The organism is Aquimarina rhabdastrellae (assembly GCA_947387485.1).
Taxonomy (GTDB): domain Bacteria; phylum Bacteroidota; class Bacteroidia; order Flavobacteriales; family Flavobacteriaceae; genus Aquimarina.
The window spans coordinates 22,118-37,455 of sequence record CANDNT010000019.1 but is presented as its reverse complement, the minus strand read 5'-3'; the positions used below and the strand labels follow the sequence as shown (position 1 = coordinate 37,455).

11 protein-coding genes are annotated in these 15,338 nt (G+C 34.6%); 9 read left to right on the top strand and 2 right to left on the bottom strand.

Annotated elements, in window-relative coordinates; translation table 11 throughout:
- The first annotated feature begins 430 nt into the window (after positions 1-430).
- Positions 431-1,237, top strand: coding sequence for a hypothetical protein (locus ACYEKI_RS18805; RefSeq protein WP_459212757.1), 807 nt, complete (start codon positions 431-433; stop codon positions 1,235-1,237).
- A gap of 3 nt (positions 1,238-1,240) precedes the next feature.
- Positions 1,241-1,450 carry a hypothetical protein gene (locus ACYEKI_RS18800; protein ID WP_459212756.1) on the top strand — a complete coding sequence of 70 codons (210 nt, stop codon included), beginning with the start codon at positions 1,241-1,243 and terminating at the stop codon, positions 1,448-1,450.
- Here the strand turns inward: ACYEKI_RS18800 and ACYEKI_RS18795 are convergent.
- Complete coding sequence (locus ACYEKI_RS18795; protein WP_459212755.1) at positions 1,445-1,879, bottom strand: helix-turn-helix transcriptional regulator; 435 nt, start codon at positions 1,877-1,879, stop codon at positions 1,445-1,447. The two genes, ACYEKI_RS18800 and ACYEKI_RS18795, sit on opposite strands and share 6 nt — an antisense overlap.
- 157 nt (positions 1,880-2,036) lie before the next feature.
- Here ACYEKI_RS18795 and ACYEKI_RS18790 point away from each other — a divergent pair, with 157 nt between their 5' ends.
- Positions 2,037-2,219 carry a hypothetical protein gene (locus ACYEKI_RS18790; protein ID WP_459212754.1) on the top strand — a complete coding sequence of 61 codons (183 nt, stop codon included), beginning with the start codon at positions 2,037-2,039 and terminating at the stop codon, positions 2,217-2,219.
- A 28-nt stretch (positions 2,220-2,247) separates the two neighbouring features.
- On the opposite strand, the gene ACYEKI_RS18785 is transcribed toward ACYEKI_RS18790, so the two are convergent.
- Entirely contained in the window at positions 2,248-2,682 is a 435-nt protein-coding gene (locus ACYEKI_RS18785; RefSeq protein WP_459212753.1) for a helix-turn-helix domain-containing protein, read from the bottom strand.
- Between the two features lie 76 nt (positions 2,683-2,758).
- Here ACYEKI_RS18785 and ACYEKI_RS18780 point away from each other — a divergent pair, with 76 nt between their 5' ends.
- From ACYEKI_RS18780 to ACYEKI_RS18755, 6 genes are all read left to right on the top strand, one after another.
- Entirely contained in the window at positions 2,759-3,004 is a 246-nt protein-coding gene (locus ACYEKI_RS18780) for a hypothetical protein (RefSeq protein ID WP_459212752.1), read from the top strand.
- A 398-nt stretch (positions 3,005-3,402) separates the two neighbouring features.
- On the top strand, positions 3,403-3,837 hold the full coding sequence (locus ACYEKI_RS18775) for a hypothetical protein (protein WP_459212751.1): 435 nt from the start codon (positions 3,403-3,405) through the stop codon (positions 3,835-3,837).
- Positions 3,838-4,195: 358 nt separating this feature from the next.
- The gene (locus ACYEKI_RS18770) at positions 4,196-4,447 is read left to right on the top strand and encodes a hypothetical protein (RefSeq protein WP_459212750.1); all 252 of its coding nucleotides are present in this window, start codon (positions 4,196-4,198) and stop codon (positions 4,445-4,447) included.
- Positions 4,448-4,585: 138 nt separating this feature from the next.
- Positions 4,586-8,281: an RHS repeat domain-containing protein gene (locus ACYEKI_RS18765; protein WP_459212749.1), complete on the top strand. Its 3,696-nt coding sequence runs from the start codon at positions 4,586-4,588 to the stop codon at positions 8,279-8,281.
- A gap of 16 nt (positions 8,282-8,297) precedes the next feature.
- Complete coding sequence (locus ACYEKI_RS18760) at positions 8,298-14,258, top strand: Ig-like domain-containing protein (RefSeq protein WP_459212748.1); 5,961 nt, start codon at positions 8,298-8,300, stop codon at positions 14,256-14,258.
- Positions 14,242-14,856 carry a hypothetical protein gene (locus ACYEKI_RS18755; RefSeq protein ID WP_459212747.1) on the top strand — a complete coding sequence of 205 codons (615 nt, stop codon included), beginning with the start codon at positions 14,242-14,244 and terminating at the stop codon, positions 14,854-14,856. The genes ACYEKI_RS18760 and ACYEKI_RS18755 overlap by 17 nt, the downstream gene beginning before the upstream one ends.
- Positions 14,857-15,338: the final 482 nt, after the last annotated feature.

Genomic DNA, 15,338 nt, shown 5'->3' with positions numbered 1-15,338 from the left:
ATCATTTTTCAAACTCAATTATAAGGGAAATGAGGATTCCAGTTCTTTTCCTGTTTTTTATATTTAACAAAGCTAACTCCTGTTATATTAGCATTCTCAAACTTATTTTTTAATCTTTTTGAAACATAAACACCCCTTGAATAATGTGAGATTTTACTTAATGTAAAGAACTAGTACTATAACATTTATAAAATACACGTTACAATTATCTGATTAACAAATGACTTATAGGTTTTAGCTCCTTTTAGATTAAGATTATAACATTTTAGACGATGAAAGGGAATTTATACAGTTTAATAAAATAGAAAAGATATAAAAGCAAAAATCTATTTTACACAAAAAAAATAGGTGGTTAAACCGTAATGAAATTAATCTTTAAATATATATTTTTATCAAAAAAAATACAGATTATTTCTGAATACATTATTCCATGAAAAAGACAAAAATCAGTCATATCACAATACACTTAATAACAATAATAAGCTGTATAGTAATATCCATAGCTCCCTTTATTCATATTAATTTCCCTAAGAAAGAAAAAAGTGTAATCATATTAGAACAGAAAATATCTGAACTCACTTCAAAACACCTTAGTAAGACAAAAAAACTAAGATCACTATATGATGATAAAAGAATTAGTGCTGAGAATTATATTATAAAGCTAGATTTGTTAAATAATGAAAAACAAAGAACGCTATCAGAACTTAGAAAAGAATTACAAAAAAATGTAGCTGATAATAGAATGTTTGGTTTTAGGACTAAAAGAGTTTTTTTGATTGGGTTTGGAATCAGATTACCGTATCTGTTTTTTTCATTATCTATATTAGGACTTTTCTTGTATAACAAGAAAAAACTGAAAAAAGATCGAAATTTATATATAGCTGTAAAAATGCTTTATAACATAAGTTTTCTTATTTCTTTTTTTATTGTGGCTTGGTTTTTAATACCTCGACAAGATTTTGATTCTGAAATTTACTATTTAATGATAGGTCTTCTATCAATATTATCATCTTTTCTGTCTATTTATTTAATTAAACATTATATAGATATATTTAATAGTTTAAAATTTAAAATCAGAACTTTAATTAGTTTTATCAAAGTAACTAGAAAAAAATATTTAGAGCTTGCTGTAGAGTCGGCTATAACTGATCCTAATAACCAAGAAAAGATAAAACAAGATATAAAGGATTATGATGATGAATTGTTTCATACTCTTAAGAAAGTTAATGATAGATAAATTATGGCTTCAAAAAAAGATAGAGAACAATTACTCAAAGAATTGCTAGAAAAAGACATTCTAAAAGAAGAAGATAAGGAAATACTTAAAACATCTTTAGAAGAATTATTTGAAAGAGAATTAAAGAAAAAAGAACAAAAATTAAATCAATTAATCCTAAGAAGAGAATTGATCAAATGTGGAATTGATATTAAAAAATATAAAGATTTATGATTTCTTATTTTGACTCTCTAATTGAAGGGTTTTAATATGTTCTTCTAAATCTTTAACCTTTGATTCTTCTTGCTTGATTCTTTCATCCATAAATTTCATTTTCAGATACATCCACAAGAGAGGATTTTTCGATAATTCCTCATCTTCTGTATACAAATACTTTATTATTTCTTCATGAGAAAAGTCATTAAGAGATGTCTTAGGTTTTAATGTTAAATCTTGATTTGCTAAATCACGATTAACTACATCATCTATTAATAAATTATATCGATTTGCTATTTTTTGTATAGTCTCAATTTTTGGATTTGATTTTCCTTCTATATAAGAGCCGATAGTTCCTCTATTTAACCCAAATAATTTTCCAAAGGCATCTTTTCCCAAACCTTCTTTTTGAAGTAAATATTTTATGTTTTTAGATATAAAAATCATTAAAAAACTAGTTAATCGACTTAAAATTGATAGTATCAGATAAAATCTGAATCCAGAGATTTGATTTTATTACTTCTAAGCAATATAACAAAATATCTAATTGGCTAAATAATTCGTTTAAACTAAATTTAATTCATTACAACTTTAATGAATTATTATGAGAACTATATTCACTATCACTATTCTATTCTTATCAATTAGCTTTATTAGCTGTGAAAAAGATAATTTAAATGAAAACCAGATTAATGAAAACCCTATAATTATTGATGAGTTAGGGGTTTCAAATGACGTTTTTTTATCTGATAAAGAAGAAGAACCAGATCCTGATGACAGAGATTAATATTATGGCATCAATGATTTCATTGGTGCTACTTTTTATTTTTAACATTATCCAGACTTTCAGCTTGTTTAGACTTTATTTTATAGATTAAATCTTCTTCTTTCCCGATCTTATCATCCAATAATTTCATTTTTATATACATCCATAATAGAGGGTTTTTAGAGAACTCCTCATCTTTTATATATAAATGTTTTATGATTTCTTCTTGAGAAAAATCATGTAAACTAACATTTACATTTTTGTTTTGCTTCTGATTTTTGGATAAATCAATATGTATTAAATCATCAATAAGAATATCATATTTACTTGAGATTTTTATTAGAGTTTCAAGTTTAGGCATTGCTTTACCATTTATATAAGAGCTTATGTTACCTCTCTTTAAATTGAATAATTTTCCAAAAGCATCTTTACTTATATTTTCTTCTTTAACTAAAAACAGAATATTTTTCGATATAAAATTCATATTAAAATTGAATTATTCATTTTTTATATGTAAAATTGTAATAAAATTAATCATTTAGAAATTAAATCATAATCAATTGAAACAAATCATGACACTACAAGCTTACAAAAAGAGAATATTAGAATACCTCAATATAGAGTATGAGCATTTTAATAAAGAACAAGGAAAGAGTTTACGATATACCATACTCAATCAAGAAATAGAAAAGCTCTACAAAGAAAAAATACCATTACAAGAATCTATAATAAAAGTACTCTCAAAAGCAAATAGAGAAGTCATAACGATGATTCAACAAATGGTACACATACAAGCAAGTATGTAAGAATAAAGAGTAGATATGAACAGATACTTTTTAATTGATTGATAAATATATGGGTAGCGGAGCATTTGGGGTAACTATTTGTTTAGGTATTAAGTAATCTACAAGCATACCTTTTTAAGTAAATTCCCTACCCATTATTAAGTTTTAAAATGTAGCATTTCGATACGTTGAGTTTGTGTTAAACAAAGAGTCTGTAAGACTAAGGCAGGCTCTTTGTTAAAAAAGACTAGGCAAGATAAGTAATGTGTAGTTGGTAATAGTTTTTTTATGATTAAGGATTCCCACCATGTAATTCTCGGTATAACTTATTTCTAGGTTATACCGATATGGTGAGGAAAAACACAACGTTTAAAAAAAATAACAAAATCATATCATATTAATCAAAATAATAATCAGTTATGAAATACACTAATAATTATGTAATAGTATTACTAGGACTATTTTTTTTAAGTTGTAGTACAACAACGCCAGAAGAAAACTTCCATAAAGCAATCCCTATAACAGTATTCCAGAAAGAAATAGAAAAGTTACCTTTAATAGATGCCACACATTATTATGAATATCATTGTGAGTGGAATGCTCAAAAACAAGAAATCACAATACTACACACAGCTCAAAAAGAACTAAGGATATATTTAGAATTACCAGAAAAAGCAGATAAAAACCTATATACTGTGACCTGTGATCTGGCAGAACATTGGGAAGAATACAGTAAAGATACAACAAGCAGTATCCCCCTTATATCTAATTGTCTATCCGAGTTACTTACAGATATGACAACATTTAAGATGTTTTACCATCCTAAAGACAAAGCTATCTGGATAAGTAATTAAAAATAAAATAACAGCACAATATAGTTTGATTGAAGAAGAAGCCCAAGTGTAGTACGAGACATGGGGTTAGGCTACGCTTGGCTTCAAATCAAAGAAAATAACGCTACCCCAGCGACAAGGAATGTCGCTAGCTTATTACCTCCCCGATAGAGCGCGACATTCCAAAAATCTAACATTGACTATAGGGTAAAGTTCAGTTAGTGCAATCAAAGAGGTCATTTTCTAACTAATGACCTCTTTATAAAAACAGCAAAGAAAATAACGGAGGTCTATTCCATCAATAGCCCAGAAAGAGCCATGCTCCTTAATTATAAGGAGTGTGCCTTTCTATCATATCATAAATTCAAATATCAAAGTAATGACAAGCAGTTATCAAGCCAAACAAGAAGCAGCCATAGCCGAGGGGAATTATCTCTGTGCAATTCTAAAACATTTAGATATCCCATTTGATCGCTTTATGCATCGACTCTTTAAAGATCAACCCTATGAAATAATCCTATATCTATGGATGTATCGATGCTATGATTCCAAATTATCCATACCCAAAGCACAAGAATTAATCAGTCGAGCAAGCCAATTGTATTTAAAGTCACGAACAATAAGTAAATAATCATAAATCGAAATATATGCGAGAAAATTCCATAAAAAAGGGGAAAAATCCCCTGAGGCAAGATTTGCCCATATTACAGTTAACCCGTAAATTTGTAGCGTTAAAAAAATTAATCAAAAATTCAAAAAACGAACGAGTATGAAACACTACAGCAAGCTGTGGTGCACGCTATTGGTGTGTATCATAAGCAGTATCAGTTATGCCCAAATCGGAGACGATGGTAATGGTGAAGGCGAAGAAGGCCCAGACTATCTAGCACAGATGGAGCGTAGTTTTAGTTTGCCATTAGCCCCCGAAGCAGCCGCCTTTCAAAAGTACGGAGAGATCCCTGCCAATCATTATACAGGAACCCCACAGATAGACATCCCTATAGTTAGTTACAAAGGCTTAGAGATGGACATCCCAATAGGACTAACCTATGATGCCTCAGGAATCAAAGTCAATCAACCCTCGACACCCTCAGGATTAGGATGGAACCTAAGCATGGGAGGCGCAGTAAGTAGAGTGGTTAACGGACTACCAGATAACACCATAGGAGGATTAATGCATTCGGCATTAACCAGAGCACAAACCGAGCAATATATCGAGAACCGTACCCGCTTTGCTTCAGTAGAAGTAGCTATAGACTATTATCAATACTTAGATCATATCAATAGAAATGCGATAGATACCCATCCAGACTATTTTAGTGTAAATGCCTTTGGACTTAATGCCCATATCGTTTTAGACTATCGAGATAACTTTAGACCAAGAGTCTTAAATAACCCAAGAATCAAAGCAGAAGCAGATATAGCCTATCAAGATGGAGATGTAAACTCATGGATTATCACTAACGAAGATGGGACAAGGTTTTATTTTGAAAAAGCAGAAAGAGTATATTCTCTAGGAAATGATGCTACTTTAGGAACCCATAATATAGAAAAAGACTATAATGCGAGTTGGAGACTAACCAAGATGATTTCCCCAAATGGTTTAGATACCTATGACTTTATCTATACAGATTATGGAAGCTTTACAGGCCCACAGTTCTTACATGAGGCAGTGACGGTAACCAATACCATCAAAGATTTTGAAGAGAACTATACAGGAGTAGATAGCTATTCCACCTTTCAACCGATAAGCCATAACCAAGAAGTATTTTTATCAAGTATCAAGCACAATAGCAAAACCATTGTGAATCTAGCATATAAAAAGCGATACGATAGAACCTATGAGATTGCAGGCTCAGGAGGAATAGAAGCAACTAATGTTAAATCAGGAATTGCCTCTATCAGTGTTTTTGATCCACAAACAGCTATAGCACTACAAAAAGTAGTATTTGAACACAGTTACTTTGGATTAAACGCAAGTGAAACAGCAGAGAACAGTGATCCAGACGAGATTCGATTAAAGCTAGACGCCTTACACTATTACGGACAAGAAGAGACCTATAAAAACAGTTATCGATTTGCCTATGAACAACCAGAAAAAGTTCCATCATTAAAAAGCAAAGGACAAGACTATTTAGGCTATAATAATGGCGCAACAGGAAACACCGACTTATACCCAGAATTACAATTAGGAAATGCCCACTTTACAGGAGCAAAAAGAGACCCCAATCCATTAACAGCAAGAATAGGAACCTTAACAGCAATCACCTATCCTACAGGCGGAAAGACGGTATTTGAATACGAATCACACCAAAGTTCTTCCTATAAAGCACGTCCCTCAGAAACGATAGCGACATTAACCGTAAGAGGAGACCAAGGCGATGGCACAGGATGTTTAGGAAACTGTAGGGATAAATATGGAACACCCCCAAAGATTGTCTCAAGAATCATCCGTATCCCAAGTACAGGGAAATACGAATTAGACTTTAGCAACCCACAAAGTTCCTCACAATTCGGAGTCTTTTTAATCAGTAGACCAAGCGGAGAAATAGCATACGAAGACTTTGTAGGCTATGGCGGAAATTTTGATAATCACCCAGCTCCAGTAGTATGGTATAAACAAAGCGGAGGCAGTGAACTAGACCGTAATGTAGAACTCGAGGCAGGCTTGTATCAATTAACCATAGCCGTAGCAGGATCTCCAACGGTGGTTTCTGATCCAGATGTGATAACAGATCCTAATCCAGTACAAGCTAGTGTAGGATTAAAAATAACCAAGCATTATAAGACCAATGTGGTGACCCATAAAGTTCATCCAGGAATTCGCCTAAAAAAACGTACCAACTATAGTGAAAGCAATAAGATCAGTACCATAAAAAACTACCGCTATACAGAGACTATAGACAGCGATTATTCCTCGGCATCAAATATCTATGAACCTAAACTCTATAGCAGTTCCACCTCAAAATCTCACGATGGAGAAACCTTTGTCTATACCACTACGATAAGCAGAAGCAGCGTAGCACGAGCAGGAAGTGGCGTACATATAGGCTATAAAAACGTATTTGAGATTGATGGAGAAATCAACGTAGCTCCAGTAGCTGTGGTAGATAATGACCCGCAAGGCGAAGGCGAAGATGAAGGCGGAAACATCCCTTCACTAGTAGAGCTACAAGGGATGAAAAACGGATATACCGAGTATCAGTTTTACGGAGGAAAATCAGGATTAGTAGCCGTAGCTACAGCCCCATATTACAATAACTTTAGAGCAGATTTTAAAGCAGGAAAAAGCAAAGAAGTATTACGCTATACCACCAGCGGAGATACCCTAAGTCGCGAACAATCCATATATAGAGATTATAATATCGATGCCGTACCAGGGATGAGTGTGGTCACGGTAGAAAATACAGAGCAAAAATATGTAGCCTTTAGAGCCAATGAAGATGGAACCATCAGTATAGAACACCTAGAGCCAAAATGGAGTTGTATCGGATCATTATGTGCCTTAAAACCAGGAAGACCATTAGTTTGTAACCGACCAGAGGACTATCCACATATGAACATCGTAGGATGTATAAACAAACGTTATACCTCGCTTAATGGACGTGTCAATGTAGCAAGCATATCCTCAGGACATTTGATAGAGACCCGAGCAACAAGCTATTATGGAGACCAGCAAATCACCACGACAACCCAGTATGAATATGACCCAACGGTGGATTATGTATTACGAAACCAAACAACCCAACAAGGCGAAGGTATTCTACAAAAGATGACCTACCGTTATCCAAAAGACATCGAGAATGGAACAAGCATATCTGGAGGAGAATTTGAAACAGAAGAAGTAGCCGGAATCCAAGCCTTAATAGCAGCCAATCGAGTGAGCACACCAATCCAGACAGAGACCTATCAAGATGGAGTACGTATCGGGATGCAGCGTAGTACTTATAAACAAAGTTATAGCAAAACTGTACCCTATCGTGTTTATACTGCCAAAGGCGAAGATCCATTAGAACAACGTGCAGAATTTACTTACAATCAAGTAGGACGTCCAATTAGACAACAACAGACTGATGGTACTAAAACGCAATACCTATGGGGATATGGAGATCGCTATATCATTGCACAAATCCAAAACTTTGAACAGCTTGATACAGAATCACCAACGATAGACATCAATGCCATAGTAAGAGAATTGTCTAATAAGGATGATGACCGTACCATAGGTGACGTAGGAAAAGAGGGCGCTTTACGCGAAAAGCTAAACGAATTGCGAGCAGCACATCCCGAAGCCTTAGTAACCACCTATACCTATGATCCATTAATAGGCGTAACCAGTATTACCGATCCAAAAGGGTATACGATCTATTATGAGTATGATAAACACAATAGGCTACTACAGGTAAAAGACGCAGCAGGCAAATTGGTATCCGAAAATCAATACCACTATAAAACCCAAGAATAACATCAAATCAAAAGACATGCAAAAATACATATATATACTCTGGCTATGCTTATGCAGTAGTATAGGCTATGCCCAATTAAGTTCAGGAGGCGGCAGTAACGATCCCTGTGATATACCAGGAGGAAAAATCTGGTATAAAGATGCCGATGGGGATGGATTAGGAGATGCCTCACAAACCAGATGTAGTGCAACCAAGCCCTCAGGTTATGTAGACAACGATCGAGATTGTAATGATAGCAATGCTAATAAACCCAATAAACAATATTGGAGAGATGCCGATGGGGATGGCTATGGAGATCCTAATGCACAAGGACCATTTAGTATTTGCCATATTCCCAATGGATATGTAGCCAATGCTTTAGATTGTGATGATAGCAATGCATCCCTACATCCCAATGCCTCAGATGTATGTGATGGGATAGACAATGATTGCGATGGACAGATAGACGAAGACTATGTAGGCAGTACCATCCCTACCGCCACAGTAAACAATCAATGCGGACAATCGATACTAACCAGAGGAAATCCAACAAGTGAAGAAACTTGGTATTGGCAAAGTAGCACCACAGGAAGAAGTACAGCAAATAGTAGTGTAAGTATCACCAGAACTAGTGGGAATACCTATTATTTAAGAGCAAGAAACAATCAAGGAGGATGCTGGAGTCAAGCCATTAGAATTAACTATAGCATAAAAGCGTTTCCAACACCCCCACCAACACCAAGTATTACCCAAAACTGTGGGAATACCAAACTAACAAGAACAGCACCACCAAGTGGGATAAGCTATTATTGGCAAAGTAACCCTAATGGAACTAGCACAGCTAGTAGTGGAACAACCCTTACCAGAACAAGTGGTAGCACCTATTACTTAAGAGCAAGAAACAATAGTACAGGCTGTTGGAGTACGGCAAGAACAGTAAATTATAGTATCAAAACGGTACCAAGTACCCCACCAGTAGTAAGCGTAAGTAACAACTGCGGAAATAGTGTATTAACCAGAAGTAATCCACCAAGTGGAGTAACCTATTATTGGCAAAATACAGCAACAGGAACCAGTACAGCTAGTAGTGGAACAACTCTTACCAGAACAAGTGGTAGTACCTATTACCTAAGAGGACGAAGCAGTCAAGGTTGTTGGGGAGCAGCAAGAACAGTAAATTACAGTATCAAAACAGTACCTAGCGCACCACCAAGACCAAGTACTACCCAAAACTGTGGAAGTACTATACTAACCAGAAGCAATCCACCAAGTGGAGTAACCTATTATTGGCAAAGTAGTGCTAGCGGAACAAGTACAGCTAGTAGTGGCACAATCCTGACTAGAACCAGTGGGACACAGTATTACCTAAGAGCCAGAAGCAGTCAAGGCTGTTGGAGTACAGCAACCTCAGTATTCTATACCGTAAAAGCAGTACCTACAAGCCCACCGATGCCAAGCATTACCCAAAACTGTGGAAGTACAACCTTAACCAGAGCCAATCCACCAAGTGGAGTAACCTATTACTGGCAATCGTCAGCAACAGGAACAAGCACATCAACTTTGCTAGCAGGAACTACATGGACAGCAACTGGAGGGAACAAACATTATTTAAGAGCCAGAAACAATAGCAGTGGCTGTTGGAGCGCAGCAAGAGTAGTGAACTATATCATAAAAACTGTACCCAATACCCCACCAGCAGTAAGTGTAAACAATAACTGTGGAAGTAGTATACTAACTAGAAACAACCCACCAAGTGGGGTAACATACTATTGGCAAAATACCGCAACAGGGACTAGTACCGCTAGTACTAATGCTACAATAACACGAACAAGTGGTACAACCTATTACCTAAGAGCAAGAAGTAGTCAAGGCTGTTGGAGTACGGCACGAACTATCAATTATACGATCAAAGCCGTACCAGCAATCCCACCAGCACCAAGTATCACCCAAGATTGTGGAAGTACTAAACTAACCAGAAACAATCCACCAAGTGGGGTAACCTATTATTGGCAAAATACCGCAACAGGTACAAGCAGTGCTAATAGCACCAATAGTATTACTAGGACAAGTGGGACTACTTATTACCTAAGAGCAAGAAATAGTCAAGGCTGTTGGAGTACAGCAAGAACCATTAATTATAATGTAAAGACAGTACCAGCAACCCCGCCTACAGTAAACATAAGCAACGAATGTGGGCAAAGTGTACTAACCAGAAGTAATCCACCAAGCGGAGTGACCTATTATTGGCAAACAAGTGCCACTGGAACAAGCAGTGCCAATAGCACTACTACAATAAGCTTAACCAGTGGAACACAATATTACCTAAGAGCAAGAAGTAGCGATGGATGCTGGAGTACAGCCAGAGCGATACAATATGCCATAGGAACTATCCCTACATGGTATGCCGATGTAGATGGAGATGGATTTGGAGATGCCAATACTAGCCAACAAGCCTGTGAACAACCTACAGGATATGTAGCCAATGCCGATGACAACTGTCCTACTATAGCAGGAACTGAGCAAGGATGTCTAGAAGACTATTATATCGCACCAAGCTTAAGTGACGAAAACTATGTGTATACACGAGTATACCAACGCGAATTAGAAGCAGCCGATGAACTAAGACAAAATCGCGATGTGATCGAAACCGTAGCCTATTACGATGGACTAGGAAGAGCCAAACAACAAATAGGCATCAAAAACAGTCCAAATAAAAAAGACATCATCACCCATCTAGCCTATGATGCTATCGGAAGACAATCCAAGCAATATTTACCATATGAAGCCCAAACACCAAACGGAAGCTATACAACCGTAAATGTTGAACAGGATATCCAAAGCTATTATCAAAACAAATATGCAGCCGACTTTAATGCAATGGCAGTAAACGAGGTGAATGCCTATAGCGAAAGTATCTTTGAACCCTCACCATTAAACCGAGTACTAAAACAAGCAGCACCAGGAAAACAATGGAAAGCCAGTACAGACGATAGTGCAGACCATACTATTAAATCAGGATGGGAAACCAATACCATAGCCGATCAAGTAGTACACTTTAAAGTAGCGATAACAGCAGGAGTAGCAAGCCTAGTTAAAGAAGGGAATTATGCAGCAGAACGCCTACATAAAACCATTACCAAAGATGAAAACTGGACAACAGGAAAAGACCATACCACCGAAGAATATACCAACGAATTAGGACGAATAATCCTAAAACGTACCTATAATAACGAGATCGCACACAATACCTATTATGTATACGATCTGTATGGAAACCTAACCTATGTAGTACCACCAAAAGTAACAACAGCAGATGGCGTAAGTCAAAGTGAGCTTGCCGAACTTTGTTATCAATACAAATACGATTATAGAAATCGATTGATCGAAAAGAAAGTACCCGGAAAAGGATGGGAAACTATCGTATATAACAAACTAGACCAACCCGTATTAAGCCAAGATGCGAATCTAAAAGCACAAGGCGTTTGGTTATTTACCAAATACGATGCCTTAGGACGTATAGTGTATACAGGAAAGATCAATGATAGTCGTAATAGAGTAACCTTACAAACAGTAGTGAACCAAAGCACTACCCTATGGGAAGCACGTACAACTGTACAGCAAGTAGAAGGACTTAGTTTTTACTATACCCAGAATGCGTTCCCAACTACAGGAATGACACTACTGACGATTAACTATTACGATGATTATGCATTAGGAAGCATTCCACCATTAGATCCAGGAACAACCAACATAACTTGGGAAGGAATGACAGCCACAACAGCGGTAAAAGGATTACTAACAGTAGGACAAGTACGCGTACTCGATACCGATAAATGGATAACGACGACTAATTATTATGACGAAAAAGGACGCTTATGGGAGAACCTAGTAAAGAATGAATACCTAGGCACAGATACATGGACACTAACGCAGTTAGACTTTGTAGGAAAACCATTAAAGACCTTTACCAAGCATATCAAGGACGGAAAAATCCTATGTACAACAGATGTGTTTACTTACGATCATATGGGACGCTTATTGACACAAGAACAACAGATCAATGAACTACCTACAGAACGTATCCTAAGCAACCACTATGACGAATTAGGACAGCTGATCAGAAAAGATGTAGGAGGAAAAACAACCGCAACAGCAGCATTACAAAGTGTAGACTATAGCTATAACGTACGCGGATGGTTAAAACAGATCAATGATACTCAGAATCTGGGAACAGATCTGTTTGGGTTTAGACTCAACTATGATACTCCAGAACAAGGCGCAACAGCCTTATTTAACGGAAATATCAGTGAGACGCATTGGAAAACAGCTAATGATAACACCTTAAGACATTATACCTACAGCTATGATGCCTTAAACAGAATCACAGCAGCCATAAGCAATAGCGGACGCTATGATTTAAGTAGTGTAAGCTATGACAAGATGGGGAACATCTTGAGTCTAGAGCGAAAAGGACACCTAAACGAAGCCGCAACAAGCTTTGGAATGATGGATAACCTAACCTATAGCTATGATGCAGGAAACAAACTATTAAGTGTAAACGATGCCGTAACACAACCCTTTGGATTTAAAAAATATGCCCACTCAGGAAATGATTATGAGTATGATGTAAATGGAAATATGGTAATTGACCGTAACAAAGGAATTACGAATATCAGCTATAACCACTTAAACCTACCTACAGGAGTAAACATTGCTAATACCGAACATAACGGAAACATTACCTATGTATACGATGCCACAGGAATTAAGCAAAAGAAAATTGCAACCGAAGGTAGTAATAGCACTATAACCGAGTACGCTGGCAATTTTATCTATAAAAACGGAGTATTAGAGTTCTTTAATCATGCAGAAGGCTATATAGAACCTAAAGGAGATGAAACTTTTGATTATATTTACCAATATAAAGACCATCTAGGGAATATTAGATTATCATATCAGGATATGGATAACAATGGTACTATATATCAAAATACAGAGATTAAAGAAGAAAAGCATTATTATCCTTTTGGAATGATACAAAAGGGATATAATAATCTTGTAATAGGAAGAAAGCATAATTATGGTTTTGTTAACAAAGAAGAAAATGCAGAATTAGGGTTAGATTGGTATGACTTTGGTGTTCGAAATTATGATGCTACTTTAGGAAGATGGATGAATATTGATCTATTAGCAGATGAATTGATTCAATTAGATAAAAATCCATATGGGTATTCATTTAATAACCCTATTTATTTCATCGACCCTGATGGCAATTCCCCTTGTCCACCAGGTATCCCTTGTGAGAATGTCCTTCCTGATATGGAACGAATGAGAGTTAATAGAGCAAGTAATTTAGGAGCTGGATATACAAGGAATAATGGAACAAAATGGCATGCAGGGCATGATTTATATGCAGCTTCAGGAACAAGTGTTAGATCCTCTATGGAAGGAGAAGTTGTTGCTGAAGGAGAGAGTTCTTCTTATGGAAATTATGTTACTATAAAAACAACTCATACCTATACAAAAGTAGTCGGTTATAATGGTAAAGATAAGATCATAGAAGAAGTTACAGATATATATTATCATTTTTATGCACATTTACAATCAACTAATGTAGAAAAAGGTGATATCGTCAAGGCAGGGCAAGAAATAGGTTTATCTGGTACATCAGGTAATGCAAGTGGTTTATCTGGTGCTAATGAACATCTACATTTCGAAATAGGTAAAGAATTAAGGTGGAATGGTAGTCCTTTCATAAAAAAGTCATCTTTATTAGATGCAAACGTAGCTTATAAAGATGTATTTTTTAAAAGTCAAGATGAAGATGGTAATCAAAGTATTAAAGGAATTGTACGAATTTCAAAAGATGAAGATGGAAATATTATATTAAATTTTCAAGATTTTAAAAGTACGTCTTCAAATGGAAATGATGGAGAAAAATTAATATCAAATAAAAAAAGAAATGAATTACTTAAAGGAGTTGAATTTAGTAATTAAATTAATGTGTTTTTGTTTATTTATTATTTCATGTAAAAACAAGAATAATACATTAATTATTGAAAATACAAACGAGCAATTAAATAAAGATAAACAAATAACTAAATATTATAGAGATAAAGCATTAAGTAGTGAAGTGAACGAATTACGGCTTTTAAAGCACTATGATATAATAGGAAAAGATTATCCTGAAAAAGGGATTTTATCGAATAAAGAATTTAAAAATGAAAATTATATTTATCATATACTTAAATTAGAATATAATAATAAAATTGGAAGCAATTTTAAAGTGGATCCAGTAATTAATATCTTTTATATCACTCTTGAAGATAAGATAATAGCTCTTCAAAAGATATATTCCATTGAAGAAGAAGATTTTTCTTTTGCTTTTTCGAAAAAGAATGAGTTGTTTTTTGAATATTATGATTCAAGTACTGGATGGAAAAAATATATATATTTTTCTGATATAGATAATAAATTTTATGAGACAAAATCTTTTGATGAATCCAAAAATATAGATAAAAGTTTGTTAGATTTAATGGAGAAAAAATATTCGATTGATGGAAATCAATACTCCTTTAAAGAAATGCAAAAATAATTTTTTAATTATATAATTGATCGAAAGGCAAGTTTTTTATAAAAACTTGCCTTTTATTTTACTAGATTCTAATTTAAAAAAGAGAAACTATCATAGAATTTCGTGATTTCCTAATATATCTAAAAACAAATAAGTCTTTATCATAAGCCATTTAAGTTGATACCTATTATACTCTTTACAGCAATTGTATATTTATTATATAAAGACAATAGTGCTAAATTATTTAAAAGACATGGTTTTGAAACTAAAAACGTGTATATCAGTATTAAATATATAAAAGAAGTCATCAATAGCACAAATAACTCAGCTTTAAAAAAGCAATTAAAAAGAATTTTAGTTCTTAGGAAATTAATGTTTTTATCAATTTATCTATTATTCTTTTCTGTTTTATCTATAGCATATCTTTCTAGGTAATCTCACAAGCTATTAACATTAAAACTAAGTATAAAGTCATTATCTTAGAGTTAAAAACTAGCCACATT